The organism is Acidovorax sp. NCPPB 3576 (assembly GCF_028473605.1).
GTDB lineage: Bacteria > Pseudomonadota > Gammaproteobacteria > Burkholderiales > Burkholderiaceae_C > Paracidovorax.
In genome coordinates this window covers 2,113,233-2,139,367 of sequence record NZ_CP097267.1, presented here as the reverse complement: position 1 = coordinate 2,139,367, position 26,135 = coordinate 2,113,233, and the positions used below count along the sequence as shown (strand labels likewise).

The 26,135-nt window shown below is 66.0% G+C and carries 24 protein-coding genes and 2 riboswitches; of the genes, 14 read left to right on the top strand and 10 right to left on the bottom strand.

Translation table 11 applies throughout. The features are described 5' to 3' along the window. Positions 1–105: 105 nt before the first annotated feature. A complete protein-coding gene (locus M5C98_RS09835; RefSeq protein ID WP_272552472.1) occupies positions 106–1,113 on the bottom strand; it encodes a Bug family tripartite tricarboxylate transporter substrate binding protein in 1,008 nt (335 codons plus the stop codon). Between the two features lie 111 nt (positions 1,114–1,224). On the opposite strand from M5C98_RS09835, the gene M5C98_RS09830 reads away from it, so the two are divergent. The 6 genes from M5C98_RS09830 to M5C98_RS09805 all read left to right on the top strand — a co-directional run bounded on the left by M5C98_RS09830 (position 1,225) and on the right by M5C98_RS09805 (position 7,689). Continuing rightward, positions 1,225–2,061, top strand: a complete 837-nt coding sequence (locus tag M5C98_RS09830) for an IclR family transcriptional regulator (protein ID WP_442867252.1) — start codon at positions 1,225–1,227, stop codon at positions 2,059–2,061. A 51-nt stretch (positions 2,062–2,112) separates the two neighbouring features. Continuing rightward, on the top strand, positions 2,113–2,685 hold the full coding sequence (locus tag M5C98_RS09825) for a peroxidase-related enzyme (protein WP_272552471.1): 573 nt from the start codon (positions 2,113–2,115) through the stop codon (positions 2,683–2,685). 127 nt (positions 2,686–2,812) lie between these two features. Next, on the top strand, positions 2,813–4,831 hold the full coding sequence (locus tag M5C98_RS09820) for a multicopper oxidase family protein (protein WP_272552470.1): 2,019 nt from the start codon (positions 2,813–2,815) through the stop codon (positions 4,829–4,831). A gap of 42 nt (positions 4,832–4,873) precedes the next feature. Continuing rightward, positions 4,874–6,394: a tyrosinase family protein gene (locus M5C98_RS09815; RefSeq protein ID WP_272552469.1), complete on the top strand. Its 1,521-nt coding sequence runs from the start codon at positions 4,874–4,876 to the stop codon at positions 6,392–6,394. A gap of 27 nt (positions 6,395–6,421) precedes the next feature. Continuing rightward, positions 6,422–6,910: a hypothetical protein gene (locus tag M5C98_RS09810; RefSeq protein ID WP_272552468.1), complete on the top strand. Its 489-nt coding sequence runs from the start codon at positions 6,422–6,424 to the stop codon at positions 6,908–6,910. Positions 6,911–6,912: 2 nt separating this feature from the next. Next, entirely contained in the window at positions 6,913–7,689 is a 777-nt protein-coding gene (locus M5C98_RS09805; protein ID WP_272552467.1) for a DJ-1/PfpI family protein, read from the top strand. A gap of 20 nt (positions 7,690–7,709) precedes the next feature. On the opposite strand, the gene M5C98_RS09800 is transcribed toward M5C98_RS09805, so the two are convergent. Beyond that, on the bottom strand, positions 7,710–8,372 hold the full coding sequence (locus tag M5C98_RS09800; RefSeq protein WP_272552466.1) for a TetR/AcrR family transcriptional regulator: 663 nt from the start codon (positions 8,370–8,372) through the stop codon (positions 7,710–7,712). A gap of 135 nt (positions 8,373–8,507) precedes the next feature. Continuing rightward, positions 8,508–9,515: a LacI family DNA-binding transcriptional regulator gene (locus tag M5C98_RS09795; protein ID WP_272552465.1), complete on the bottom strand. Its 1,008-nt coding sequence runs from the start codon at positions 9,513–9,515 to the stop codon at positions 8,508–8,510. Between the two features lie 332 nt (positions 9,516–9,847). On the opposite strand from M5C98_RS09795, the gene M5C98_RS09790 reads away from it, so the two are divergent. The 3 genes from M5C98_RS09790 (at position 9,848) to garD (ending at position 13,716) form a co-directional block, all read left to right on the top strand. Continuing rightward, on the top strand, positions 9,848–10,807 hold the full coding sequence (locus M5C98_RS09790; protein WP_272552464.1) for a Bug family tripartite tricarboxylate transporter substrate binding protein: 960 nt from the start codon (positions 9,848–9,850) through the stop codon (positions 10,805–10,807). A gap of 67 nt (positions 10,808–10,874) precedes the next feature. After that, on the top strand, positions 10,875–12,050 hold the full coding sequence (locus tag M5C98_RS09785) for an L-talarate/galactarate dehydratase (RefSeq protein WP_272552462.1): 1,176 nt from the start codon (positions 10,875–10,877) through the stop codon (positions 12,048–12,050). Positions 12,051–12,120: 70 nt separating this feature from the next. Next, complete coding sequence (gene garD, locus M5C98_RS09780) at positions 12,121–13,716, top strand: galactarate dehydratase (RefSeq protein ID WP_272552460.1); 1,596 nt, start codon at positions 12,121–12,123, stop codon at positions 13,714–13,716. Between the two features lie 13 nt (positions 13,717–13,729). On the opposite strand, the gene M5C98_RS09775 is transcribed toward garD, so the two are convergent. After that, positions 13,730–14,152 carry an acyl-CoA thioesterase gene (locus tag M5C98_RS09775; RefSeq protein WP_272552458.1) on the bottom strand — a complete coding sequence of 141 codons (423 nt, stop codon included), beginning with the start codon at positions 14,150–14,152 and terminating at the stop codon, positions 13,730–13,732. 369 nt (positions 14,153–14,521) lie between these two features. Here M5C98_RS09775 and M5C98_RS09770 point away from each other — a divergent pair, with 369 nt between their 5' ends. After that, entirely contained in the window at positions 14,522–15,421 is a 900-nt protein-coding gene (locus M5C98_RS09770; RefSeq protein ID WP_272552456.1) for a metal-dependent hydrolase, read from the top strand. A 93-nt stretch (positions 15,422–15,514) separates the two neighbouring features. Here the strand turns inward: M5C98_RS09770 and M5C98_RS09765 are convergent, their stop codons facing one another. The 5 genes from M5C98_RS09765 to M5C98_RS09745 all read right to left on the bottom strand — a co-directional run bounded on the left by M5C98_RS09765 (position 15,515) and on the right by M5C98_RS09745 (position 20,665). Continuing rightward, positions 15,515–16,156 (bottom strand): ankyrin repeat domain-containing protein, encoded by a 642-nt coding sequence (locus M5C98_RS09765; RefSeq protein ID WP_272552455.1) that lies wholly within the window; start codon positions 16,154–16,156, stop codon positions 15,515–15,517. Positions 16,157–16,302: 146 nt separating this feature from the next. Then, positions 16,303–17,826: a catalase KatB gene (katB, locus tag M5C98_RS09760; protein WP_272552453.1), complete on the bottom strand. Its 1,524-nt coding sequence runs from the start codon at positions 17,824–17,826 to the stop codon at positions 16,303–16,305. A 257-nt stretch (positions 17,827–18,083) separates the two neighbouring features. Beyond that, a complete protein-coding gene (locus tag M5C98_RS09755; RefSeq protein WP_272552452.1) occupies positions 18,084–18,803 on the bottom strand; it encodes an autoinducer binding domain-containing protein in 720 nt (239 codons plus the stop codon). Positions 18,804–18,957: 154 nt separating this feature from the next. Continuing rightward, complete coding sequence (locus tag M5C98_RS09750; RefSeq protein ID WP_272552450.1) at positions 18,958–19,872, bottom strand: DMT family transporter; 915 nt, start codon at positions 19,870–19,872, stop codon at positions 18,958–18,960. Positions 19,873–19,882: 10 nt separating this feature from the next. Beyond that, positions 19,883–20,665 (bottom strand): SDR family oxidoreductase, encoded by a 783-nt coding sequence (locus M5C98_RS09745; protein ID WP_272552449.1) that lies wholly within the window; start codon positions 20,663–20,665, stop codon positions 19,883–19,885. Positions 20,666–20,804: 139 nt separating this feature from the next. Between M5C98_RS09745 and M5C98_RS09740 the strand changes: the two genes are divergently transcribed. Further along, on the top strand, positions 20,805–22,511 hold the full coding sequence (locus M5C98_RS09740; protein ID WP_272552448.1) for an electron transfer flavoprotein-ubiquinone oxidoreductase: 1,707 nt from the start codon (positions 20,805–20,807) through the stop codon (positions 22,509–22,511). Between the two features lie 293 nt (positions 22,512–22,804). Then, positions 22,805–23,407, top strand: a complete 603-nt coding sequence (locus M5C98_RS09735; RefSeq protein ID WP_272552447.1) for a lipocalin family protein — start codon at positions 22,805–22,807, stop codon at positions 23,405–23,407. Between the two features lie 137 nt (positions 23,408–23,544). Here the strand turns inward: M5C98_RS09735 and M5C98_RS09730 are convergent, their stop codons facing one another. Continuing rightward, entirely contained in the window at positions 23,545–24,003 is a 459-nt protein-coding gene (locus M5C98_RS09730) for an Lrp/AsnC family transcriptional regulator (protein WP_272552445.1), read from the bottom strand. Between the two features lie 262 nt (positions 24,004–24,265). Beyond that, positions 24,266–24,353, top strand: a riboswitch (glycine riboswitch). 23 nt (positions 24,354–24,376) lie between these two features. Further along, positions 24,377–24,490: riboswitch (glycine riboswitch) on the top strand. Between the two features lie 47 nt (positions 24,491–24,537). On the opposite strand from M5C98_RS09730, the gene gcvT reads away from it, so the two are divergent. Both gcvT and gcvH read left to right on the top strand, forming a co-directional pair. Continuing rightward, entirely contained in the window at positions 24,538–25,668 is a 1,131-nt protein-coding gene (gene gcvT, locus M5C98_RS09725; RefSeq protein ID WP_272552444.1) for a glycine cleavage system aminomethyltransferase GcvT, read from the top strand. An 80-nt stretch (positions 25,669–25,748) separates the two neighbouring features. Beyond that, on the top strand, positions 25,749–26,123 hold the full coding sequence (gene gcvH, locus M5C98_RS09720; RefSeq protein WP_272552443.1) for a glycine cleavage system protein GcvH: 375 nt from the start codon (positions 25,749–25,751) through the stop codon (positions 26,121–26,123). Positions 26,124–26,135 lie beyond the last annotated feature (12 nt).

The window sequence follows — 26,135 nt, the reverse complement described above, 5'->3', positions numbered from 1 at the left end:
GCGGCGCGGCAGTACCGGCCGATAAACGCACAGGCGTGGCAAAGCTTTCGCGGTGCATGGCGAGGGCTCGATGGGCGTGGGAAACGGGGCTTTGTAGGTCGCCCGTCAATCCAGGCTGGCGCCAGAATCCTTGACGATCTTGGCCCAGCGGGGCACTTCGGACTTCAGCAGCGCGCCGAACTTCTCGGGGGTGCCGCCCAGCACATCGCCGCCTTCGGAGCGGAGCTTTTCTGCCACATCGGGTTGCGCCAGCGCCTGGTTGATGGCCTTGTTCAACTGCTGCACGATGGGGGCGGGCGTGCCGGCGGGGGCCAGCACGCCATACCAGGAAGCCGCCTCGAAATCCTTGTAGCCCGACTCGGCCAGCGTGGGCGTCTGCGGCAACTGGTCGGATCGCTTGAGCGAAGTGATCACCACCGCGCGCAGCTTGGCATTGCGCACCTGCCCCAGCAGCGTGGGCACGGCCGACATGTACAGGTCGATCTGCCCGCCCACCAGGTCGGTCATGGCCTGCGCCGCACCTTTGTAGGGAACATGGCGCAACTTGATGCCGGCGGCGTTCTCCGCCAGTTCACCGGCCAGATGGGCGACGGTGCCGTTGCCGGAGTAACCCAGCGTGATGCCGTCGGGCTTGGCCTTGGCGGCGGCGACCACATCGGCGAACGTCTTGTAAGGCGAGTTGGCGGGCGCGGCCATCACGATGGGGGCCGACGATACCAACGCCACTGGGACCAGATCCTTCAAGGGGTCGTAGGGCAGCTTGGCATACAGCGAGGGATTGATGGCGAGATTGCTGGTTTGGCCCATGACCAGCGTGTAGCCATCGGGAGCCGCCTTGGCCACCGCATCCACGCCCAGGTTCCCGCCAGCACCGGGGCGGTTGTCCACCACCACGTTCCACTTGTGCTGTTCGGTCAGCTTTTGCGCCACGGTGCGCGCAATCATGTCGGTGCCGCCACCCGGCGGGAACGGCACGATCAGGCGGATCGGCTTATTCGGGTAACCCGACTGGGCATGGGCCGAGCCCGTAAAAAAGGCCAGAACTGTCAGCCCCAGCAGGGCGGCGGACAAAGGAGCGCCCAGGGCGCGTCGAGTCAGCGAGAAAGCTTGCATGGTTTGTCTCCGTTGTGGTGAACCGGTCGCCTTGTTCCAGGCATTGCGGCAACTTTACGAAAACGTTTCAACCCATACAATACAGTTTCATACAGCGCAACGAATTGCACCATGAGCAACGCCAATCAAAGCGTCAAAATCGACTTTTCCCCGTTAGTGGATGGCGCTCACGAGTCTCTTCCCTCAGATCAGGCGCCCGCCTCTGCGTCAGGGTCGAGTCACGCCGGCGGCGTCATCGCCGTGACCCGCGCCCTCCAGTTGCTGGAGGCCTTCGCGCTGGGGGAGTCGCATCTCCCCCTTGCAGAGTTGAGCCGCCGTTGTGGCTTGCACAAAACCACTGTGCTGCGCCTGGCGCGCACGCTGGCGCAGTCCGGCTTCATGGTGCAGCGCGAGGATGGCGACTGGCGTCTTGGTCCGGCCGCGGGCTGGCTGGGGGCGCGCTATCAGGCCGGCTTCGACGTGCAGAACGTGCTGGAACCCGCCTTGCGCGAACTCACCCAGGCCACGGGCGAAAGCGCGGCGTTCTACGTGCGCGAAGGCAATGTGCGCACCTGTCTCGTCCGAGTGGAGGGCCCGCAGGCGCTGCGCCACCATGCCCGCATGGGTGAAGGCCTGCCACTCGACAAGGGATCGCCGGGCCGCGTGATCCTGGCGTTCTCCGGAGAGCCCGGCGCGGATTACGAAGCCATCCGCCAGCGCGGCTACCACTGGTCCATCGGCGAGCGGGAGCAAGGCGTGGCCACCGTCTCGGCCCCGGTGTTCGGCATGCATTGGCGGCTGATGGGTTCAGTCTGCATCTCGGGGCCGCAATCGCGCCTGCCCGAAGCCCGTCTGCAGGCATTGGCCAAGACGGTCATCGCGGCTGCCACGCAGCTGTCCTATGCGCTGGCGGGCAGCTCCGCTCCGCCCTCCTCCACCGGGATGCGAGCCACCCAGTGGCATCCGTGATAAGTTGCTGCCGGCTATTCGCGCCAGCCATACAACAACGGAGACAACCCCTTGAGCCGATATCCCTTCCCTGACCTCGCCACCCTGCCCGAAGACATCCGCACACGCATTCTCGAAGTGCAGGAAAAAGCCGGCTTCGTGCCGAACGTGTTCCTGGCATTTGCACGCCGCCCGGCCGAATGGCGCGCGTTTTTCGCCTATCACGACGCCCTGATGCTCAAGGAGGAAGGGAGCCTGACCAAAGGCGAGCGCGAGATGATCGTCACCACGACCAGTGCCGCCAACCAGTGCCTTTACTGCGTGGTCGCGCATGGTGCCATCCTGCGCATCTATGAAAAGAAACCGATGGTGGCCGATCAGGTGGCGGTCAATCACCGCAAGGCAGACATCAGTGCGCGCCAACGGGCCATGCTCGACTTCGCGATGAAGGTTTGCAGCCAATCGCATGCCATCGAAGAGGCTGACTTCACCGCCCTGCACGCGCACGGCTTCGACGACGAAGACATCTGGGACATCGCGGCCATCACCGCATTCTTCGGACTGTCGAACCGCATGGCGAGCTTCGCGGGCATGCAGCCCAATCCCGAGTTCTACCTGATGGGCCGCGTACCGCGCCAGAAATAGCGCACGCATCGAAAATGCGTTGACCCGACCCTGGGGCGTCCCCCATACTGGGCCGAGGCCATCACGGCAAGAGCTGCACCAGCAGCCGACTCGGCTTTGCAATACCCGTAAGAGGGGGAGGAAAATCATGGAACTCGCGTTTCGGAATGCGCGCGCATCTGCGTCTGCAGCCGCCGTTACCGCCGCGCTGGCGTGCATCGTTGCACTGCCCGCACAGGCCCAGTCGGACACCCTACGGCAGGTGTCCAACCCACCCCTGCTGGAACTCCAGCGCAAGGCGCCCCGCAGGCTCCAGCTCGCCGCGAGCCCTGCCACGCGGACGGTTCCCCATGAAGCCTCGCTGGACCTGAACGTCGTCTACACCGACGGCAAGCTCTGGAACCCTGCGGAACAGCGCTTTGACAAGGTGCGCCTGCGCAGCTACCAGGGCACCCGCGTCGATCCCAAGGCGCCCTTCGTATCGCCCATGCTGGAGATCCGCCCTGGCGACACCATCCGCATCCGCCTGAACAACCAGTTGCCGCCCGACCCCAGTTGCACCACGTTCGCAGACGGGGTGAACACGCCGCACTGCTTCAACGGCACCAACCTGCACACCCATGGCCTTTGGGTGAACCCCGCAGGCAATGGCGACAACGTGCTGATCTCCATCAACCCGACGGTGAGCTTCGAGTACGAGTACAACATTCCCTCGGACCATCCCGCCGGCACCTTCTGGTACCACACGCACCGCCATGGCTCCACCGCGCTGCAGGTGGCCAGCGGCATGGCGGGTGCCCTCGTCATCCGTGGCGACCGGCCGCCTACTCCCACGCAAACGGGCGACGTTGACACCCTGCTGCGCCCCACGGCCCGCCAGGCGTTCAAGGAGCGGGTGCTGGTGCTGCAACAGATCCAGTACGCCTGCCGCGACAAGAACAACCGCATCCAGTTCAACCCGGACGGAACCTACCGCTGCAACGAAGGCGACGTGGGCGGCATCGAGCACTACAAGGCGGTGGACAAAGAGGACAAGGACCAGTTCGGCCCCGGGTCCTGGCCGGCCTCCGGGCGCTACACCAGCATCAACGGCGAGGTGCTGCCCACCTTCGAGGGCGCCAAGGCCGGGCAGATCGAGCGCTGGCGCACCATCCACGGCGGCGTCCGCGACACCATCAATCTGGAGTTTCGCAAGCTGCGGCCAGGCGCGCGCAGCGCGCAGGCCCTGCGCGCCAGCGAGCACGACGCCTACATCGAACAGAACTGCACCGGCGCCCCGCTGCCGCAGCACCTGATCGCAGCCGACGGATTGACCACCGCAGCCGCGATCCGCAGCACCCACACGGTTTACCAGCCGGCCTACCGCTGGGACACCCTGATGGTGTTTCCCGAGGCAGGCGACTACTGCGTGATCGACGCTGCCTCGCCCCCTTCCGCCAGCGTGAACCAAGCCCCCCCATCGCGCCAATTGCTGGGCACCGTGCGCAAGGTGGCCCCCGGCAGTCCGGTGCCGCAGGATGTTTCGGCCTACATCGCCGCGGAACTGGCCGCAGCCGCGGCCGTCAATCTGCCGCCCGACGTGCGGGCCAAGGTCAGCGCTGAATTGAAGGACGGCCTGAAGCTCACCAGCTTTGTGCCCCACCCCACCGTGCAGGACAGCGAAGTCACGGGCACGCAGACACTCGCGTTCAACATCGACCTGGACACGAAACCGATCCAGTTCCAGGTGGACGGCAAACCGTTCGATCCCAACCGCATCGACCGCGTTCTCACGTTGGGCGGCGTGGATGAATGGACCCTGCAATCGGACTTCGTGAGCCACCCATTCCACATCCATGTGAACCCGTTCCAGATCGTGAAGATCCTCGATCCGGACGGCAAGGACGTCTCCGGGCCGGACGTGGAAGACAAGGCCGCGGGCGATCTCGACCCGCAGTACCGTGCGCTCAAAGGCGTCTGGAAAGACACGCTCTGGGTCAAGAACATCGCGACCAAGGAAAAGCCGAACGGCAAATACACGCTGATCGTGCGCACGCGCTACCAGCGCTACATCGGCGACTACGTACTGCACTGCCACATCCTGGACCACGAAGACCAGGGAATGATGCAGATCGTGCGGGTGGCCGTACCGGACGGCGCTGGCGGAGCCAGCAAAGGCCATCACTGAAAAACCAAGGCACATAGCCATCACACAAGGGAGGACTCGACAATGATCAACAAAAGAAACGCACTGAAAACCGTGGTCGCCGCCGGCGCCATCTCCGCCTTCTCCGGCATGGTGCCCGGCCTGCTGCAGGCCGTGGCCGCGCCCAAGCTGCGCACACGCCGCTGCGTCAACACCATGGCGCTGGACGATCCGGACCTGTCCACCTACCGCGACTTCGTCGGCATCATGCAGGCCCAGCCTCAGCGCAGCCGGGTCAGCTGGCTGGGCTTTGCCAACCAGCATGGAGACGAGCACAACTTCAAGTACTGCCCGCACGGCGATTGGTACTTCCTGCCATGGCACCGCGGCTTCGTCGAGATGTACGAAAGGGCCGCCGCCGTCCTGACCCGCCACCCCGAATTCGCCATGCCCTACTGGGACTGGACCGCGCTGCGCCAACTGCCCGCAGCTTTCACCGACAAAACCTACAAGGGCAAGCCCAATCCCTTGTATGTGCCGGGCAAAGGGGACGACCCCACCCTGTTGCGCAACCAGCTCACGGGCGAGAACGCGCTGACCGACGAGCTGGTGGGCCCCGAAGTGATCCGCAAGATCTACCAGGAAACCAACTACGAGGCCTTCGGCACCAGCCGCTCGGTCGATCGCAGCAATCCGAAGAAGCCCGTGGTGCAGAACAACCTCGATGCCAAATGGGTTCCGATGGGCGGGGGCAACCAGGGCATCCTGGAGCGCACGCCGCACAACAACGTGCACAACAACATCGGCGGATTCATGCCGCAATCGAACTCGCCGCGCGACCCGATTTTCATGATGCACCACGGCAACATCGACCGCATCTGGGCATCGTGGAACGCGCTCGGCCGCCAGAACTCGAACGATCCGCTGTGGCTCGACATGCCGTTCCGCGACAACTACATCGCACCCAACGGCACGTTCTATACCAAGCGGGTGCGCGACCTGCTGAGCACCACCGCACTCGGCTACACCTACGACACACTCCCGCAGCCTGACAACCAGCCCGTCGATCCGCAGCGCCGGGCCAACCTGTCTGCACTGTTCAATCCCGCGATCGGCAGCAACCTCCTGCGCCAGAAGAAAACCGACATGGCGGCGGCCGTTGCCGCCACGTCGCTGGGCGTGCCTTTCCAGCTCGACGCGGGGGCCCTCGCGCCTTTGCAGTCGCCGCCTTCGGCCCCCGCGACTGGCGCGCCGCGAGAAGTGGTTGCGCTGATCTCGGACATCCGCATCGCAGACAACGTGCGCGCGATCCGTGTCTTCGTCAACCGCGACACCGTGGGACCGCAGGTGCCCGTCACCGACCCGCACTTCGTGACGACGCTGAGCTTTCTGCGCCACGGCCATGGCCATGGCGACGGTGCGCATGCGGGCAGCCTGCCCTCGACCCTCGTCAACCTCACCGACACGCTGCGGCGGCTCTCGCAAACGCAAGGCTTGCCGGGCAACACGATCACTGTGCAACTGGTGGCCTTGCCGGTGGCAGGCACGCCCGCCTCGGAGGTTGGCACCGTGGTGCCCGGCTCGATCGAGATCGCACTGATCTGACGCGCGACGCAACCCGGCACCGCAGCGATGGCCCCGCCCGCTTCCGTCAGCGCCTTGCTGGCATGCGCCCTCGCCGGGTTGCCTGCCGTTGCAGCGCACGGCATGGGCCAGGCGCCGGCACCCGGCCCCATTGCCACCAGCACGGTGCCTGCCCAGGTCTGCGTGACGCCCACAGCCGCGGATCTGCAGGCCCTGCAGGAGGACCGCCAACGCGTGGTGATCGTGCTGCGGGCCTTCGAGCCGCCACGGCCGGCCAACGGGCGGCTGGTGGCCTCCCTGCTTGCTGGCGAGCCGCCCACACCACGGGAGATCACCCGCTTCGCGGTGCACCCGCTGCGGGCCTTCACCGCCGCGCAGCCACAGCGCAGCCAGCGGTTTCTCGTCTCCCTGGCCGGTTATGCCCACTTGCTGCAGGCGGGCCAGCCCGTCTGCCTGCAGATCGGCTTTCCCACCGACGGCCACCCCCACGAAGGCGGTCGGGCCGATGTTGCCATTGAACTCTTTCCTGTCCAATGACCATGCTCACAGCCCCTATGCCCACGCCTGCACCCACGTCCACTGCAACCACGGCCTTTCCCCGTACGCAGCGCATCGGGGTTCTGGTGTTTCCCCATTTCGAGCCGCTTGACGTCTGGGGCTTCATCGAGGCGTTTTCCATCGCGCGCTTCATCGGCACGTCCTATGCCAAGGCACCGGCCTTACCGTTCCAGGTGGTGCTGATTTCCAACGAATGCAGGTCAGCGGCGAACAGAAGCGCCCCCGCCCCCGTCGCCAGCTTCAACGGCCCGCGCGTGGTTCCCGACCTGTTCCGCGACGAGGCGCTGGAACAGCCCTTGGACCTGCTCATGATTCCCGGCGGCCAGGGCGTCAACACATTGCTGATGGATCAGGACACTGCAGCGGTCGAGGCCCTGATGCAGTGGGTGCGGGCCATGGACCAACACGTGGCGCTGGTCACTTCGGTCTGCACTGGCGCGGCCATTCTGGCGCGGTCGGGCCTGCTCGATGGCCGGCCCGCAGCCACCAATCACCAGGCTTTCGGCTGGGTGGCAACCTATGGCCCGGCCGTGCTGTGGGACAACGTGTCGCGGTGGGTGGATGCGGGTCAATACGTGACCTCAGCAGGCGTGTCCGCCGGGACCGACATGGCTTGGCACCTGGTCGCGCGCCTGGCCGGGCGTGCGGTGGCGGAGGCGGCCGCCCTCGCGGCCGAGTACGACTGGCATCGCGATCCGCAGGAGCCCATCTTCTATCCGCAGCAAGCCGCCGTTCCGTCTGCCCCCGCCTCTTCCTGAAAGAGGCGAAGAGGCGATTCTCAAGCGTCCGCGTCGGTGCGCAGCAGGCCCCACAGCATGCGCACCAGTTCGTCCTCGAACGCCGGCTGACCCAGCAGGGGCGAGTCCTCCAGCGCGGCGCTGCGGATGGTGCCCATGATGGCGCGCGTGGCAACGAACATCATGGCCGGCGTGGGAGCACGCACCGAGGTGTCGCCCACCTCGATGAGCCGCGCCAGCGCCAGGGCATTGCGCTCAGCCCCTTCGCGCAGCGCAGCCGTCACGCGGTCGTGGTGGTCAATGCGCCAGCCCAGCCGCACCATGCCGCGCCGCACATGCGAATGCCCGCCAGTGCCGAAGGCGGTGACCAGCAACCGCACCATGTCCCGCAATACCGAACGCACCTCGCGCTGCTCGGCCACGGCCTCATCCAGCAGTTCGCGCAGTTGCTGCTGTACTCGGTTGCGTTCGCGCTCCACCATGGCCAGCAAAATGGCTTCCTTCGAAGGGAAATACTGGTAGAGCGTGCCGATGGAAAAGCCTGCCACCTGCGCGACCTTGTTGGTGGTGACGCCCGCCTCGCCTTCCTTTTCCACGATCTTGGCGGTGGCACCGAAGATGGCCTCGATGGTCTGGCGCGCCCGCGTCTGCGTGGGCTGGCGGCGCATGCCGGAGGAGCTGTCGGTGGGCGGTGATTTCTTCAAGGGAACTTTCAGGCGGCGGGCACTGCCTGGCTTGGGCCAGGCCCTAAAACTGAATAATGCTCAGAAGCGAGGGCCGCGGCAAGCAGGCGAACCCGGCATGGCCCCACTCCCGCCGACCTGGCCGATTCACCCGATTCAGCCGGCTGGTGCCGTCGATTGCCGCTCGATCAGGCGAAACCCCAGGTCGAAAATGGATTGCGTGCCCGCGTTGCCCCGGCACCTGTCGATCACCAGTTGAGCCGCCAGCCGGCCGATTTCCGGGCCATCGACATGCACGGTGGTGATCGACGGCAGCATGTGTTCGCTGAAGTCGGCATTGCCGAAGCCGCAGATGGCCAGGTCCTGTGGCACCCGAAGCCCGCGGGCACCGGCTTCGACGAGAACGCCGTGCGCCAGCGTGTCCGAGCTGCAGGACACGGCTTGCAGGCACGGCTCTTTCTCCAGCAGTTCCGCCAACGCCCTTCGCCCCAGCGCCAGGCTGCTCGGCGCAGGCACGGTGGCCGTGGGCACGTCACGCCCCAAGGTGGCGATGAAGCCTTCGCGGCGTAGCATGGCGCGGTGGTCCGCGCCCGTGGCGATTCCCACGCGCTGCCAGCCCCGGGACAAGAAATACCCCGCCACCGCACTGCCCACCTTCAGGTGCGAAAAACCCACCACCATGTCCACCGGACGGTCGCTCAGGTCCCAGGTTTCCACCACGGGAATGCCGGATCGGCGAAGCCGGTCGCGTGCACGCTGCGACTGCACCAGCCCGGTCATCACCAGCCCATCGGGCTGGCGGCCGATCATGGTGTTCAACACGGCTTCTTCACGCTCGGCGTCGTAAGCCGTCTGGCCCAGGATGAGCTGGTATCCCTCGGCGGCCAGGGTGGTCGTCAACGCCTGCACCGTGGGCAAAAACTGCGACACCGACAGCGCCGGCACCACCGCCGCCACCATCAGGCTGCGGCGGGACTTGAGCCCCCCGGCCAGCAGGTTGGGGATGTACCCGGTCGCCTCCACCGCTTGCTGCACCCGTGCCTTCGTCTTCTCGGAGACCACGCCCGGATTGCTCAGCGCGCGCGAGGCGGTGATCAAGGACACGCCAGCGGCCTTGGCCACGTCGTGAAGCGTGACCGCCTTGAAGTGGGAGGGGGCGTTCATGGGGTTTCGGAGTACATCGATCTGGCGAAAGACGAGGACCATACCGCATCGCGCCCCGTGGCCCGGTTGAATGACTGCCTCGGCATGCCACAGCCAGTGGGCCATGCGGACCGCATTCCGGCGCCGAGCCCGCGCAAAGATGGCAGGCATGAACCAGGGGAAACCCCCAGCGTCATCCCTTGATCATCCGAAATGACAACGATATCATTTCAGATGATCGGTTCGCCTATTTGCTGAAAAACCATAAAAACCATGCATTTTCATGGCGCCCTTCATGTTGGTTCGTTCAAAAACAAAAATGACAACGTTAACATTTTCCTAAGGAGACAAGCATGAAACGATTTCTCGCAGCGATTTCCCTCGGCGTCCTGGCCCTTGGCGCACAGGCTCAGGCCTGGCCCGAAAAACCCGTCACCCTGGTGGTGCCCTTCCCGCCCGGTGGCTCGACCGACCAGGTCGCACGCGCCGTGGGGCCCCGGCTCACCGAGAAGTTCAAGCAGTCCTTTCTGGTGGACAACAAGCCCGGCGCCACGGGAACGATCGGTGCCACGTTCGTGCAGCGGGCCGCCCCCGATGGCTACACCTTCCTCGTGACCTCCTTGGGCCCACTGGTCATCGTGCCGCACCTGCTCAAGGGCCTGCAATACGACGCGCTGCATGGCTTCGACCTGATCACGGTGGCGGTGCAGTCACCCAACGTGCTGGTGGTGCCGGCCAATTCCCCGCACAAGACCGTGGCCGACGTCATCGCCTATGAAAAAGCCAACCCCGGCAAGATGAGCTTCGCCTCCGCCGGCAACGGATCGAGCGACCACCTGACCGCCGAGCTGTTCTGGCAGCAGACCGGCACCCAGGGCGTGCACATTCCCTACAAGGGCGGCGCGCCCGCGCACACCGACCTGATCGGCGGGCAGGTCGATGCCTCGTTCCAGAACATCAACGCCGTGTCGCAATACATCAAGGCCGGCAAGATGCGCGCCCTGGCCATCACCAGCGCCAAGCGCTCGCCCGTGCTGCCCGATGTGCCCACGCTGGCCGAAGCGGGCGTGCCCAATGTCGAGGTCGCCTCCTGGCAGGCCATCGTCGCGCCCAAGGGGCTGCCACCCGCCGTGCGCGAAAAGGCCCACGCCGCGTTCGTCGAGGCGCTCAAGGACCCCAAGGTGCGCGAGCAGTTCACGTCGATCGGCTTCGAGATGGTGACCAACACGCCCGAGCAGTTCGCCGCCTTCCAGCAGCAGGAATACGCCCGCTGGAAGAAAGTGATCGAAGCCGGAAAGATTTCGATCGACTGACCAGCCCTTGCCCGGTTTTTGCCGGGCCTTCTGCGCCCGCCCCTGTTTCGCTTGAACGAACCGCACCATGACCGCTTCTGCGCCCTCTTCCTCCCCTTCGTCGTCTTCGTCTTCCTCCAGCGACAGCATCGCCTGGGTCCGCGTCTCGTCGTGCTACCTGCCCCTGGCCAACCCCATCAGCGACGCCAAGGTGCTGACCGGGCGGCAAAAGCCCATGACCGAGATCGCCATGCTGTTCGCCGAGATCGAGACGAAGGACGGCCACCGGGGCCTGGGCTTCAGCTACTCCAAGCGGGCGGGCGGGCCCGGGCAGTTCGCGCATGCTCAGGAAGTCGCGCCGGCCCTGCTGGGCGAAGACCCCAGCGACATTTCCCGGCTGTGGACCAAGCTGTGCTGGGCCGGGGCCTCGGTGGGCCGCAGCGGCATGGCGGTGCAGGCCATCGGTGCGTTCGACGTGGCGCTGTACGACCTCAAGGCCCGCCGCGCCGGCCTGTCGCTGTCCAAGCTGCTGGGCTCGCAGCGTGATTCGGTGCGCTGCTACAACACCTCGGGGGGCTTCCTGCACACGCCGCTGGACCAGTTGCTGCGCAACGCCAGCGCCTCGCGCGAGCGTGGCATCGGCGGCATCAAGCTCAAGGTGGGCCAGCCCGACCATGCGCTCGACATCCAGCGCGTCGAGGCCGTGCGCAAGCACCTGGGCGACGCCATGCCCATCATGGTCGATGCCAACCAGCAGTGGGACCGCCCCACCGCGCAGCGCATGTGCCGCGTCTTCGAGCGCTTCGACCTCGTGTGGATCGAAGAGCCGCTGGACGCCTATGACTTCGAAGGCCACGCCGCGCTGGCCGCCCAGTTCGACACGCCCATTGCCACCGGCGAGATGCTCACCAGTGCGGCCGAGCACGGCGAACTGATCCGCCACCGCGCGGCCGATTACCTCATGCCCGATGCACCGCGCGTCGGGGGCATCACTCCGTTCCTCAAGATCGCCGCACAGGCAGAACATGCGGGCCTGAGCCTGGGCCCGCACTTCGCGATGGAGCTGCACGTGCACCTGGGCGCGGTCTATGCCACCGAGCCCTGGGTGGAGCACTTCGACTGGCTCGAGCCGCTGTTCAAGGAGCGCCTGGAAATCAGCGACGGCCGCATGCTGGTGCCCACGCGCCCGGGCCTCGGCCTGAGCCTGAGCGAGCAGGCCCGTGGCTGGACGCGCGAAACGGTGGAGTTCGGCACCCGCGCGTGATCCCGGCGCCATCGAAAATGCAGCGGCTGTGCCGCACCTCAAAAAACGCCCCACGATCGACAACCACCCCATGACCGAAACCGACTCAACCACCCGCCCGCCCCTGACGATCAAGATGCACGCGGCCGACAACGTGGCCATCGTGGCCAACGACGGGGGCCTGTCCGCCGGCACGGTCCTCGCCTCGGGCCTGGCGCTCATCGACCGCGTGCCCCAGGCCCACAAGGTCGCCCTGGAAGACATCCCCCAGGGCGGCGCCGTGCGCCGCTACAACGTGCCCATCGGCTACGCCATCCGGCCCATCCCGGCCGGCAGCTGGGTGCACGAGCGCCTGCTGCACATGCCAGATGCCCTGTCGCTGGAGGGCCTGCCCCTGGCCACCGTGCGCCCCGAGCCCTTGCCGGCGCTGACCGGCTACACCTTCGAGGGCTACCGCAATGCCGACGGGTCGGTGGGCACCCGCAACATCCTGGCCATCACCCAGACCGTGCAGTGCGTGGCCGGCGTGACCGAATTCGCCGTCGCGCGCATCAAGGCCGAACTGCTGCCGCGTTTTCCCAACGTGGACGACGTGGTGGCGCTGGAGCACACCTACGGCTGCGGCGTCGCCATCGACGCGCCGGACGCTGTCATCCCCATCCGCACCCTGCGCAACATCAGCCTGAACCCCAACTTCGGCGGAGAGGTGATGGTGGTCAGCCTGGGCTGCGAGAAGCTCCAGCCCGAGCGCCTGCTGCCCCCGGGCAGCATCCCGCTGGTGGACGAACGCAGCGTGGCCGACGTGGGCACCAGTGCCGAGCCCAAGCTCGACGTGGTCTGCCTGCAGGACGACGCCCATGTGGGTTTCATGTCGATGATCGACTCCGTCATGCGCCAGGCGGAAAAGCACCTGGAGCGCCTGAATGCCCGCCGCCGCGAGACCGTGCCCGCGGCCGAGCTGGTGGTCGGCGTGCAGTGCGGTGGCAGCGACGCCTTCAGCGGCGTCACCGCCAACCCGGCCGTGGGCTTTTGCACCGACCTGCTGGTGCGCGCGGGCGCCACCGTCATGTTCTCGGAAGTGACCGAAGTGCGCGATGGCATCGACCAGCTCACCTCGCGCGCCAGCACCCCGGAAGTGGCCCAGGCCATGATCCGCGAGATGGCCTGGTACGACGCCTACCTGGACAAGGGCCGGGTGGACCGCAGCGCCAACACGACGCCGGGCAACAAGAAGGGGGGCCTGTCCAACATCGTGGAAAAGGCCATGGGCTCCATCGTCAAATCGGGCAGCGCCCCGATCTCGGGCGTGGTCTCGCCCGGGGACAAGGCCACGCAAAAGGGGTTGCTCTATGCCGCCACACCGGCCAGCGACTTCATCTGCGGCACGCTGCAGCTTGCGGCAGGCATGAACCTGCACGTGTTCACCACCGGGCGGGGCACGCCCTACGGGCTGGCCGAGGTGCCGGTGATCAAGGTTGCCACGCGCAGCGACCTCGCGCGGCGCTGGCATGACCTGATGGACATCAACGCCGGGCGCATCGCGGACGGGCAAGCCAGCATCGAAGACGTGGGCTGGGAGATGTTCCACCTGATGCTGGAGGTGGCCAGCGGCCGCAAGAAGACCTGGGCCGAGCACTGGAAGCTGCACAACGCGCTGGTGCTGTTCAATCCAGCGCCGGTGACCTGAGCGGCGGCATCCCTCAGCCGCTGACCAGTTCGCGCACCCACGCTGGCAGGTTCACGGCTTTCTTCTGGGGAAAGTCCACCCAGATCGTCGTGGCACCGCCGGCCGCGCACACCACGCCCGGCTGGTCGGCGCGCTCCATGGTGCCCCAGGTCTCGAACGTGGTACGCCCCGGGTCGCTCACGTAGAGCTTGAGCAGCACTTCGGCCGGGTATTCGAGCTGCTGGTAGAAATTGCAAAAGGCATTCACGATCACCGGCCCCTGGCCCTGCGGGTCGGGATTGCAGCCCGCCGCGACCAGCCAGTCGATGCGGGCCGTCTCCAGATAGCGGAAATACACGGTGTTGTTCACATGGCCCATGGCGTCCATGTCGCCCCAGCGCACGGGGAAACGCATCGTGTGCACGAGCTTCTTGGCTTCGGGAATCTCGATCTTCATCGGTGGCCTCGGGATGGTGCCGGACTTGCTGCGCGGGAGGCACCCCGCAGACGCCCCGGCGAAGAAAATGCGTCAACGTGCGCAGCGTATCGCACCCGATGGGGTGCCTCTCGAAGCCCGTCGCCATCTTGGCGATGGCGACCTTGCCCCAAATCTGAGCACCATGCCCGAAAACCTCGACACAGCGCGATGGCGTCATGCTGGAAACGCAGCATTCACAGGGGCCAGCCACCTGGCCGCAGGCCGACAAGCCGAGCGTTCAAAACCTGAGCGTTAGGCGAGTAGCGCAGCAGGCGTAAAACTGAATAATGCTCAGAAACCGGGGCCCGGCAACTGGGCCGCCCCGTCGTCTTTTGGAAAGCCGCCGCGATGCCTGTGACACCTTCCTCCACCGCCGATGCGCCGCACACTGGCGCAACCGCTCTGCCCGTGCGCAAGCTCGAAGTGGATCTGCAGCAAGGCTTTGCCCGCCACTGGCACGGCGGCGATGCCTTTCGCACGCAGTTCTTCAATGCGCTGTCGATGAGCTTTCCGGTGGGCGAGCAGTTCTTCATCGACTCCGTGCGCGGTGCCGCGCCGCTGCTGGGCAGCCCCCATGGGCCGCTGGCCCATCAGTTCCAGGCGCTGCTGCGCGGCTTTATCGGGCAAGAGGCGACGCACCGGCACATCCATGGCCTCTACAACGCCGAGCTGGAGCGCCAGGGCCTCTCCAACCGCTGGCAGCACTGGGCGCGCAAACGCATCGCCCGCCTGCACCTGCGCACCAAAAATCCCTTGCATGCCCTGGCAGTCACCTGCGCTTACGAGCATTTCACGGCCCTGCTGGCCGACGGCACGCTGCGCCACGCGGCCTGGCTCGAAGGCGCCGACGCCACGCTGCAGACCGTGTGGCGCTGGCACGCGGCCGAGGAGACCGAGCACCGCGCCGTCGCCTTCGATCTCTACCGCGCCGTGGGCGGCAGCAATGCCTGGCGGGTGCGCTGGTACGTGTATGTGGGCCTGGTCTTCATGGTCGATGCCATGCGCCAGACGGCGATCAACCTGCACCGCGACGGCACGCTGTGGCGCCTGTCCACCGCGTGGAGCGCGCTGCGGTTTTTCTGGGGCCGCGATGGCGTGGCCTGGCGCACGCTGCCGGCGCTGGCGCGCTACCTGCGCCGCGACTTCCATCCCGATCAGGAACATGCGTCACCCACGGCTGCGGCGCTGGCTCAGCAATGGCTGGCAGAGAACGCCACGCGCTTTCGCGTGGTGCCACGCGGCGGCTGACAACCAATGCTATTGTTTTTATAGCACTATGCCCTAGTTTTTATTGCGGTGGAAGGCGATTTGACCATGACCCTTGCCCCCCCGATCGCACAGTCACCGCGCAGGCGCACGGGCGAACTCCCCGCGCTGCAACTGCGACACATCGTTGCCCTGCGCGTCCTTGGCCCCCAGGTCCGCGCCCTTGGCCGCCAGGGCCTGCAGCAGTTCGGTGCGCTGGAACAGCGCGGCGTACATGGCGGCGGTCTGGCCGGCGTTGTTGCGCTGGTCCGGCGCGCAGTCGGCCTGTACCAGGCGCCGCGCGATCGCCACCTCGCCCTTGAAGATCGCGCCCATCAGGGCGGTGTTGCCGCGCAGGTCCTGCACGCAGGGGTCGGCGCCGGCTTTCAGCAATTGCTCCACCATCTCGCGGTGACCGTGATAGGCCGCCAGGATGAGCGCGGTGTAGCCTTTTTCATCGCGGACATTGAGGTCGTAGCGGGCCGCGATGAACTCGCCCAGCATGTCGCGCCGGCCCTCGCGTGCCGCATCGAAGAAATAGCGGCGCAGTTGCCGCTGCACCTGGGCCGGGTCGGCAGAGGCCGCCGGTTCAGCTGCCGCTGAAGGCGATGGCGGGGCCGGGACGGTGGCCGCCGTCGCAGACACTGTCGTGGCCGCCTGCGCCGCGGTGGCGGCAACCACCGCGCTCATGCACAGCGCCGCCAGCACCCATGGGCGCGATCGATGGGAAAGGGACATGCCGATCTCCTTGAATGGGGGTGCGGGTCGCAGAGAGCCAGCCGCCAGCGACACGCGCCATGCATGCGCCGCTGGTCACTGCGCTAACGGCTCTATCAAGGCGCGGGCGCCGCCCGCGGCGCCGCGCCCGCTTCGCCATCTCCGCGTCAGTCTTGCAGCGCGGAGGCCAGTTGCTTCACGCGGGCCAGGTCGCCCTTGGCCACGCGGGCCACGCCCGTGCCGTACTCGGGATCGGCCTTGTACAGGAACGACAGGATGATGTGCTTGCTCTCGGCATCGGTGCCGGCCAGCGATTCGCCGAAGCTCTGGATCAGGTCCTCACGGTCCTTCTTGCCGTAGCTGCGGTACAGATCACCGGCTTGCTTGAAGTTCTGCTCCTTGCCGATCTTGGCTTGCTGCGTAGTGCCGGACAGCGGCAGTTGGCTGTAGCGCGCGGCAGACACCTGCGGGCGTGGCTCCAGGCGGCTGGGCTCGTAGTTCACGCCGCTGGTGGTCTGGCCGAAATTCAGCGTGCCGTCCTGGTTGCCGTTGTTCACGCCGACGCGGGGGCGGTTCACCGGCAGGCTCAGGCCGTTGGTGCCGACCCGGTACAGCTGCGTGTCGGCATACGAGAACACGCGGCCCTGCAGCAGGCGGTCTTCCGACGGTTCGATGCCCGGCACCACGTTGGCGGGCGCCATGGCGACCTGTTCGGTTTCCTGGAAGAAGTTGTCCACGTTCTTGTTCAGCACCATCTGGCCGATCTTGCGTTCAGGCACATCGGGCCAGATCTTGGTGGCGTCCAGCGCGTTGAACTCGAACTTGGCAAGGTCTTCGGGCTTGAGCACCTGCACATACAGGTCCCACTTGGGGAAATCGCCCTGCTTGATCGCGTTGACCAGGTCGTTGGTCATGTGGCTGTAGTCCTTGGCCTGGACAGCGGCGACCTGCTTGGGGTCGAGGTTCTTCAGGCCCTGCAGGCTCTTCCAGTGGAACTTGACGTAGTGCACCTCGCCCTGGCTGTTGACCAGCTTGTAGGCATGCACCCCGTTGCCGTCCATGAACCGGTAGCCCGCAGGCGTGCCTTCGTTCGAGTACAGCAGCGTGAGCGTGCGCGTGGCTTCCGGCACGTGCGAGAAGAAGTCGAAGCGGCGGGAATCGTCGTCCAGGTTGGTGCGGGGGTCCGGCTTGAACGCATGCACCATGTCGGGAAACTTGATGGCGTCTCGGATGAAGAAGGTCGGGAAGTTGTTGCCGACCAGATCCCAGTTGCCCTGGCTCGTGTAGAACTTGGTGGCAAAGCCGCGCGGGTCGCGCAGCGTCTCAGGAGAGTGGTTGCCGTGCACCACGGAAGAGAACCGCACGAACACCGGGGTGCGTTCGCCGGCGCTGAACACCTTGGCCTGGGTCAGCGAAGACAGGTCTTCCGTCGCCACGAACTCGCCGCGCACGCCGGTGCCGCGGGCATGCACGACGCGCTCGGGAATGCGCTCGCGGTCAAAGCGCTGCAGCTTCTGGATCAGCTGCACGTCCTGGAGCAAGGTGGGGCCGTTCGGACCGGCGGTCTGCGAATTCTGGTTGTCTCCCACCAGGGCGCCGTTGTCGCGCGTGAGGGCCGATTGGGCGAATGCCGCGGGCACCAAGGCGCCTTGCAGCACCAGCGCTGCGGTGAAGATTTTTCTGGTTGTCATGGAAACTCCGCTCCAGTCGTTAAGGGAAGCGAATGATCCACGTGGCGGAATGTCGCTCACAAGGGGGATTTGGCTATGGCCCCGATGAATATTGCCGATGGGTGCATCACAACCCTTTGGATGCCATCCCTCCAATGCACGGGAACGCATGGATGGGCGCTATTAAAAAAATAGCAAAATTGAAAGCCTCGCACTCCGCTGGTGGCTTTTTATTACATTTTCAAAGCGGTTCTGAAGGTCTTTTGCTTCCATGGCGCTCAGTCCAGCCAACCCAGCAGGGCCGCCTTGACTGCCGCCGCCGTCTTGTTCGGTGATTGCAATTTGGCTGTGGCGTTCTTCAGGTGAAAACGCACCGTGTTTTCGGACACGTCCAGAATCTGCGCAATATCTCCCATGGTTTTTCCATCGGCCGTCCATTTGAGGGTTTCCAGCTCGCGGGAGGTCAGGAAAGCCTTTTGGTGCGTGCCGTGCAGCGCCTTCATCGCGCGGCCCATGGCTTCGTACGACGCGCTTGCCAGGAACGACATGAGGGGCTCGCTCACCTTGAGTTCGGCCTCGGCCAGAGGGACGGACGAGCGCACCAGGGTCAAAACGCCGCGCAGGCTGCCCGTGTTCTGGTTGGCCTGCGACCAGCCGACCTTCAGGCCATGGGACTGCGCTTCGCGCCACAACTCGGGCGCCGACGCGAAAAGCTCGTCGTTCCAGACCACCGGCCGCTCGGATTTACGGCAATGGGCCACGCTGGGGTCGATATGGTGGTAGTCGGCAAGGGAATAACGTTTTTGCCATTCCTCTGGGAAATCATCCACCTGATACACCTGCGGCCGAGAGATGGGCACGGGAATGTAGAGGGTGTAGGCGCATCGCTCGAATCCCAAATCCGCTGCTGCGGACTTTATTTTCTTGAAGATTCTCTTCTTGCACGTTTCATTGGAGAAGCATTCTGAAATCTCCTGCCGCCACGACTGCAATGCCATTGCCGCTCCCTTATTGATTAACTATTTATTAATCAGTCTACCCAGCAATTTTTTGGGATGGTGCACCTTCTCCATGCCGATTGGGATGCGCCATATAAACAAGGCGCATAACCTGCCCCGCCAGGGGTGGCGGGTGACGGCGCCGGGCTGGCGCTCAGCGGTGGGCTTGAATGGTGGCCAGAATGCCCAGGGTGAACATCACACAGGCGGCCCATTGCACGGGCGCGGGCCAGTGGCCGACCCAGGCGAAGGAATAGAACAGCGCGAACAGGGTTTCGCTCACGATCAACTGGCCGCACAGGCTGGCGGACAGGCGCTGGCTGGCGACGTTCCAGAGAATGGTGGCCAGCCAGCTCGCGCCGACGCCGATCGCCAGGCACACCAGCACGAAGGCGCCAAACCCCGGGTGCGCGGCCAGTTCCGCTACGGGGGTGCCATTCGCGACCCACAGCAGCAATCCGCCCAGGCCCGTGGCCACGCCCAGCCAGTTGGCCCACTGTGTCGCGCCCACCTCGGGATGGCGCTGCACCCAGGCCGAATTGAGAATGGCGAACGCCGTCCAGAAGACCAGGGCCACGAGGGTGATGCCGATGCCGCGCCAGTACACGCCACCGCCAATGGCCGCCGCACCGCCCTCGCCATGCGGCGCGAACGCCATCAGCGCCAGGCCCGCCAAGGTGAGCGCCAGGCCAGGCACCAGCGCCGCCCACCGCAGGCCCTTGGGCTTGCCCAGCAGCATCACCCACACGGGAATGGTGCCGATGATGAGCGCCGGCACCTCCACTCCCGCATCGCGGATCGCCAGCACCAGCAGCAGGTAGTAGCCGGTGAAACCCAGCACGCTCAGGCCCAGCGCCGCCCCGCCCTGGCGGACCGTGGGCCAGCGCACGGGCGGGCGCTTGCCGGGGCGCAAGCTCCACAGCATCATGCCCACGGCCATCGCGCCGTACGCGACGAAGCGGCCGGCGGTGAGATCCACCGAAGCGAACCCCGCCGCCATGCGCGGCGCGACGAACACCAGACCCCAGAGTGCGCCCGCAGCGAGCCCCGCCAGGATTCCGGTCAGCATCGGCCAGGAATCAGAGGGCGAAGCCGTCGTCGGCGGCGATCACGGCGCCGTTCACGAAATGGCTCTGGTCGCTGGCCAACATGACGATGAGCGCGTCCAGGTCTTTGGGCTGTCCCACGCGCTTTCGCGGCAGCATGTCCAGGAGCTTGCGGCCCTGCTCGGTCTGCCAGTGGTGGTGGTTGATCTCGGTGTCGATGTAGCCGGGGCACAGGGCATTGACGGTGATGCCGAAGCGGCCCCATTCGAGCGCCATGGCCCGCGTCATGTGCACCACGGCCGCCTTGCTCATGCAGTAGGCGCCGATCTGCGGCAGCACCTTGAGCCCGGCCATCGAGGCGATGTTGATGATGCGCCCGCCGGTGAAGCTGCCCGGCGCCGCCCCGCGCGAGCGAGCCAGCATGCGCTTGCCCACTTCTTGCGCCACGAAGAAGGCGCCCTTCACGTTGGTGTCGAAGATGAAGTCGAAATCCTCGGGCTCCACGTCCTGCAGGCGCTGCGTGGTGGAGACGCCCGAGTTGTTGACCAGGATGTCGATGGAGCCCATCTCCGTCTCGGCGTGGGCCACGGCCGCCTTGATGGAGTCGTGGTCGGTCACGTCCAGCTCGATCACGTGGGCGTCGCCGCCCTCGCCTTCGATGCGCGCGCGCAGCTCCTTGAGCTTTTCCACGCGCCGGCTGGCCAGCACCACCCCCGCCCCGGCAGCGGCCAGCGTGCGCGCGAACTGGGCGCCGAGCCCGCTCGACGCCCCGGTCACAAAGGCGACGCGCCCTTCCAAATCGATGCTGTAAGCCATGGGATCTCTCTCTTGTCAGAAAATAGAACGATCGTTCGATTGTCGGTTTTCCGTGAATACAATCTCTCCGGCCGGCGGACTGCGCGGCTGGCCGGATGCCCGCGCCGGATCACCCATTATCAAACCACACGAGACACCCATGACCCACGAAGAAATCCTCGCCCAACACGGCCCCCGCGAAGCCATGGAGTACGACGTGGTGGTCGTGGGCGGCGGCCCCGGCGGCCTGGCCACGGCCATCCGCCTCAAGCAGTTGGCCACCGAAAAAGGCCAGGACATTTCGGTGGTGGTGCTGGAAAAGGGCTCGGAAACCGGCGCGCACATCCTGTCGGGCGCCATCATGGACCCCAAGGCCCTGACCGAGCTGATCCCCAACTGGAAGGAACTGGGCGCGCCGCTCAACCAGCCGGTCACCGACGACGCCATGATCTTCCTGGGCGAGAAGTCGTCCTGGCGCACCCCCAACTTCCTGCTGCCGCAGTGCTTTCAAAACCACGGCAACTACATCGTGAGCCTGGGCAACGTGGTGCGCTGGCTCAGCACCCAGGCCGAAAACCTGGGCGTGGAGATCTTCCCCGGCTTTCCCGCCGCCGAGGTGCTCTACAACGAAGACGGCTCGGTCAAGGGCGTGGCGACCGGCAACCTGGGCGTGAGCAAGGAAGGCGAGCCCACGGCCGACTTCCAGCTGGGCATGGAGCTGCACGCCAAGTACACGATCTTTGCCGAAGGCGCGCGCGGCCACCTGGGCCGCCAGCTCATCAGCCGCTTCAAGCTGGACCAGGGACGCGATCCGCAAACCTACGGCATCGGCGTGAAGGAACTCTGGGAAATCGACCCCCAGCGCCACCAGCCCGGCTTCGTCATGCACACGGCCGGCTGGCCCATGGACAGCGACACCTACGGCGGCGCGTTCCTGTACCACGCCGAGGACAACAAGGTCACCCTGGGCTTCATCACCGGGCTGGACTACTCCAACCCCTACCTCAGCCCGTTCGAGGAATTCCAGCGCTGGAAGACCCACCCCAACATCCGCTACTACCTCGAAGGCGACGAGGCCAAGGGCATCAAGCCGGCCAAGCGCATCGGCTACGGCGCACGCGCCATCACGGCCGGCGGCCTGCTGTCGCTGCCCAAGACGGTGTTCCCCGGCGGCGCGCTGGTGGGCTGCGAGGCGGGCTACCTCAACGTGAGCCGCATCAAGGGCAGCCACGCCGCCATCAAGACCGGCATGCTGGCCGCCGAGGCCGCCTACGACGCGGTGCACGCAGGGCGCCAGCACGACGAACTCACGGCCTACCCCGAGGCGTTCGAAAAGAGCTGGCTCTACACCGAGCTGAACAAGGCGCGCAACTTCAAGACCTGGTTCAAGAAGGGCCTGGCCACCGCCACGCTGATGAACGGCATCGAGCAGTTCGTGCTCAAGGGCAACATTCCCTGGACGCTGCACCGCGACAAGCCCGACCACGCCTACCTGAAGCCCGCGGCCGAGTGCAAGCCCATCGTGTACCCCAAGCCCGACGGCAAGCTCACCTTCGACCGGCTGTCCAGCGTGTTCATCAGCAACACCAACCATGCCGAGAACCAGCCGGCGCACCTGACGCTCAAGGACCCGAGCGTGCCGGTCAACATCAACCTCGCCAAGTACGCCGGCCCCGAGGCGCGCTACTGCCCGGCCGCCGTGTACGAGTTCGTGCCCGACGAGGCCAAGGGGGGCGATGCCCAGCGGCTGCAGATCAACGCGCAGAACTGCGTGCACTGCAAGACCTGTGACATCAAGGACCCGACGCAGAACATCGTGTGGGTGACGCCCGAAGGGGGCGGCGGCCCGAACTACTCGGGCATGTGATGCTTTCCTCGTCCCTCGTGCGGGGGCGAAGCCAAGGGCCTGCGACGCAGGCCCTTTTGCATGGGAAGGCCATCGGGATGTGGAGGGGCGCCGGGCAATAAATCAAGCCGCTGAATGGGCCGCCGAGACGGCATGGGCCGGGAAGGTCAAGGCGCATTTCGTGACCATTCCGACGGCTATTGCAGGAACGCGCCTACAGGGCCCCTCCACCGTGGCAAGGGAGACTATTACGCCTTGCCGCGCAACGCAGCGCGGCGCCTGACAACCCCAACGCCATCGAAGCAGGAGACCCCATGGCCCGTTCCCCCGCCCCACGCCATCGCACCCACCGTCGTCCGCTCTGGCCCCTGGCCGTGGGCGTGGCCGCCGTGGGAGCAGCGCTGGCCTTCTCGGCCAGCGCATCCGTGCGGGCTCCGCGAGGCGTGGTAGTGGTGGAGGATTTCAACGTGGACCGCTATGCCGGCCACTGGTACGAACTGGCCCGAATCGACCACCGTTTCGAAAAAGGCCTCGTCCAGACCAGCGCCCATTACAGCCGTGGCCCCGACGGCTCGGTTCAGGTGGTCAACCGTGGCTTCGACGCCGCCCGCAAGCGCTGGCGCGAAGCCCGGGGCCGCGCGGTGTTCATCGGCCGGCCCGACAAGGCATCGCTCAAGGTGTCGTTCTTCGGCCCGTTCTACGGTGGCTACCACGTGGTGGCGCTGGACGAGGATTACCGCTGGGCCATGGTCGTTGGCGCCAGCCTCGACTACCTGTGGATCCTGTCGCGCACCCCCACCCTGCCCCGCGGCGTGCGGCCCCGCCTGCTGGCCCAGGCACGCGCCATGGGCGTGGACATGGACCGCATCGTCTGGGTGCCGCAGGACGAGGACGGTGCCGTGCGCATCGCGGCCTGACGCGGCACGGCGCCAGCGCCGCACCCGATTGCTCCTTAATTAATAGCAATAAAGGCAATAAACACTAGGGCGATCTGCACTTTTCAGCCCGATCCACTTGCCAAGGGGCGCTGCAGGCCCTCGCGGCCCCTTCACCTTCACTGCGCGAACAATGGCAGATCGGCCCGCTTGAGCGTGCGCAGCACGAAGCTCGACCGGCTGTGGCGAATGCCCTTGATCTTGTAGAGCTTCTCGCGCAGCAGCCGCTCGTAATCGCGCGTGTCCTTGACCACCACGCGCAGCAGGTAGTCGTAGTCGCCCGACACCAGGTGCGCCTCGATGACCTCGGGGATGCTGGCCAGCGTTTCGCCGAACTTCTCCAGCGTGTTGTCCGAATGGCTGTCGAGCGTGACCTGGACCAGGACCGTGTCGTTCAGATCGAGCGCCTTGGGATTGATGCGCACGGTGTAGCCCTCGATCACGCCCGCCTCCTCCATCTTCTTGATGCGGCCCCAGCAGGGCGAAGGGCTCAAGCCCACGGCGTTGCCGATCTCCTGCAGGCTGGCGCGGGCGTCCGATTGCAGGACGGAGAGAATTTTTCTGTCAAGGCGGTCCATGCATCGCATTGTTCTTGAAATTGCCATATTTCAGAAGATTTTTCTGCAAATCAGCATTTAAAGAAGAAATTCAGAAAATCCATCCAAGGCCCGCGATGCACACTGGATCCATCAAGGCACCCTTACCGGGGCGCACGAAACTGGCAAGGCCCTGGCGGATTACCGTTCGCCAGGGCGCTTGGCTCAAGACACGGACAAGTCCCCGCGCACCCAGCGGTCGGGTTGCCGGTTGCGTCCGGGCGCTGCAGTTAGAATCCGCCCGGTCAGGAGAGAGCGCCGCCCCGTTACCGGGATTGCCGGCGCCGCCGAAGGCGCAGGGTGACCCCGAACGCTCAGGCAAAAGGACTGGCAAAACGCCCGCAGGGATGTGTGCGTTCCCCTTGCTGGAGAGAGGTCCGCCGCATGCGCGGGCCCACCGAAGGAGCAAGCCCCGCGCCGCTTTGGCGTGCGGGTGAATCTCTCAGGTAAAGCGGACAGCGGGGCAAAGGCGTGGCCATGGGGCCGCGTTCCCATTTGCCCTTGCTGGAGATTGCCATGTCCGCCGACGCCCCCCTGCTCGCCACCCCGCTCAACGCCCTGCACCTCGAACTCGGGGCCCGCATGGTGCCGTTCGCCGGGTATTCCATGCCCGTGCAATACCCCGCCGGCCTGATGGCGGAACACCTGCATACGCGCCAGGCCGCCGGCCTGTTCGACGTGTCGCACATGGGCCAGTTGCGACTGGTGGGCAGCGAGGCTGCGGCCACCTTCGAATCCCTCATTCCGGTGGACGTGATCGACCTGCCCGTGGGCAAGCAGCGCTACGGCCTGCTGCTGAACGACGATGGCGGCATCATCGACGACCTGATGTTCATCAAGCAGGGCGAGGGCGACATCTTCGTGATCGTGAACGGCGCATGCAAGGCCGGCGACATCGCGCACATAAAGGCCCGCATCGGCCAGCACTGCGAGGTCGTTCCCATGCCCGACCACGCCCTGCTGGCGCTGCAGGGCCCGCAGGCCGTCACCGCGCTGTCGCGGCTGGCGCCCGGCATCGAGCAGCTCGTCTTCATGACCGGCGGACGCTACGACATCGCGGGCTGCAATGCCTTCGTCACCCGCAGCGGATACACGGGCGAGGACGGGTTCGAGATTTCGGTGCCCGCATCGCAGGCCGAGACGCTGGCCCGCGCCCTGCTCGCGCAGCCCGAGGTGAAGCCGATCGGCCTGGGTGCCCGCAACTCGCTGCGCCTGGAAGCGGGCCTGTGCCTGTACGGCAACGACATCGACACCACCACCACGCCCCCCGAGGCCGGCCTGAACTGGGCCATCCAGAAGGTGCGCCGCACGGGCGGCGCGCGGGCCGGTGGCTTTCCCGGCGCGGCCAAGGTGCTGGCCCAGATCGACGACCCGGCCAACCTGGCGCGCAAGCGCGTGGGCCTCACGGCGCTGGAGCGCGTGCCCGTGCGGGAACACACCCCGCTGCAAAGCACGGAGGGCGAGGCCCTCGGCGAGGTCACCAGCGGCCTCCTCGGCCCGAGCGTGAACCAGCCCATCGCCATGGCCTACGTGCCCCCGGCCCTGGCCGCCATCGGCACGCGCGTGCAGGCCATCGTGCGCGGCAAGCCGGTGCCCATGCAGGTGTGCGCGATGCCGTTCGTGGCGCCGCGCTACTACCGCGGCTGAACCGGGCCACTTTGGCTACCGCCAAGGCTGCGGCGACCGCTACATTCCAGATTCCTTTCCTTCATCTTTCAGGAGCCCCCATGACCGTTCAATATTCCCGCGATCACGAGTGGATCAACGCCACCGACGCCAACGCCGCCGTGGTCGGCATCACCGTCCATGCACAGGATGCGCTGGGCGACGTGGTGTTCGTCGATCTGCCCGAAGTCGGCAAGACCTTCGCGCAGGGCGAAGTGGCCGGCGTGGTCGAGTCCGTCAAGGCAGCGGCCGATGTGTACATGCCCGTCTCCGGCGAGGTGGTGGAAGTGAACGAGGCGCTGCGCGCCGATCCGTCGCTCGCCAACTCCGACCCCTTGAACGCCGGCTGGTTCTTCAAGGTCAAGCTGTCCGAGCCGGCCCAGCTGTCCGGGCTGATGGACGAAACGGCCTACACCGATTTCGCCAAGAACGCCTGAGCCTTCTTCCTT

Bases quoted from the DNA above. Each gene is read 5' to 3' on its own strand.
- M5C98_RS09835 (WP_272552472.1), bottom strand. From the start codon at position 1,113: ATGCAAGCTTTCTCGCTGACTCGACGCGCCCTGGGCGCTCCTTTGTCC.
- M5C98_RS09830 (WP_442867252.1), top strand. From the start codon at position 1,225: ATGAGCAACGCCAATCAAAGCGTCAAAATCGACTTTTCCCCGTTAGTG.
- M5C98_RS09820 (WP_272552470.1), top strand. From the start codon at position 2,813: ATGGAACTCGCGTTTCGGAATGCGCGCGCATCTGCGTCTGCAGCCGCC.
- M5C98_RS09815 (WP_272552469.1), top strand. From the start codon at position 4,874: ATGATCAACAAAAGAAACGCACTGAAAACCGTGGTCGCCGCCGGCGCC.
- M5C98_RS09810 (WP_272552468.1), top strand. From the start codon at position 6,422: ATGGCCCCGCCCGCTTCCGTCAGCGCCTTGCTGGCATGCGCCCTCGCC.
- M5C98_RS09805 (WP_272552467.1), top strand. From the start codon at position 6,913: ATGCTCACAGCCCCTATGCCCACGCCTGCACCCACGTCCACTGCAACC.
- M5C98_RS09795 (WP_272552465.1), bottom strand. From the start codon at position 9,515: ATGAACGCCCCCTCCCACTTCAAGGCGGTCACGCTTCACGACGTGGCC.
- M5C98_RS09790 (WP_272552464.1), top strand. From the start codon at position 9,848: ATGAAACGATTTCTCGCAGCGATTTCCCTCGGCGTCCTGGCCCTTGGC.
- M5C98_RS09785 (WP_272552462.1), top strand. From the start codon at position 10,875: ATGACCGCTTCTGCGCCCTCTTCCTCCCCTTCGTCGTCTTCGTCTTCC.
- garD (WP_272552460.1), top strand. From the start codon at position 12,121: ATGACCGAAACCGACTCAACCACCCGCCCGCCCCTGACGATCAAGATG.
- M5C98_RS09775 (WP_272552458.1), bottom strand. From the start codon at position 14,152: ATGAAGATCGAGATTCCCGAAGCCAAGAAGCTCGTGCACACGATGCGT.
- M5C98_RS09770 (WP_272552456.1), top strand. From the start codon at position 14,522: ATGCCTGTGACACCTTCCTCCACCGCCGATGCGCCGCACACTGGCGCA.
- M5C98_RS09765 (WP_272552455.1), bottom strand. From the start codon at position 16,156: ATGTCCCTTTCCCATCGATCGCGCCCATGGGTGCTGGCGGCGCTGTGC.
- katB (WP_272552453.1), bottom strand. From the start codon at position 17,826: ATGACAACCAGAAAAATCTTCACCGCAGCGCTGGTGCTGCAAGGCGCC.
- M5C98_RS09755 (WP_272552452.1), bottom strand. From the start codon at position 18,803: ATGGCATTGCAGTCGTGGCGGCAGGAGATTTCAGAATGCTTCTCCAAT.
- M5C98_RS09750 (WP_272552450.1), bottom strand. From the start codon at position 19,872: ATGCTGACCGGAATCCTGGCGGGGCTCGCTGCGGGCGCACTCTGGGGT.
- M5C98_RS09745 (WP_272552449.1), bottom strand. From the start codon at position 20,665: ATGGCTTACAGCATCGATTTGGAAGGGCGCGTCGCCTTTGTGACCGGG.
- M5C98_RS09740 (WP_272552448.1), top strand. From the start codon at position 20,805: ATGACCCACGAAGAAATCCTCGCCCAACACGGCCCCCGCGAAGCCATG.
- M5C98_RS09735 (WP_272552447.1), top strand. From the start codon at position 22,805: ATGGCCCGTTCCCCCGCCCCACGCCATCGCACCCACCGTCGTCCGCTC.
- M5C98_RS09730 (WP_272552445.1), bottom strand. From the start codon at position 24,003: ATGGACCGCCTTGACAGAAAAATTCTCTCCGTCCTGCAATCGGACGCC.
- gcvT (WP_272552444.1), top strand. From the start codon at position 24,538: ATGTCCGCCGACGCCCCCCTGCTCGCCACCCCGCTCAACGCCCTGCAC.
- gcvH (WP_272552443.1), top strand. From the start codon at position 25,749: ATGACCGTTCAATATTCCCGCGATCACGAGTGGATCAACGCCACCGAC.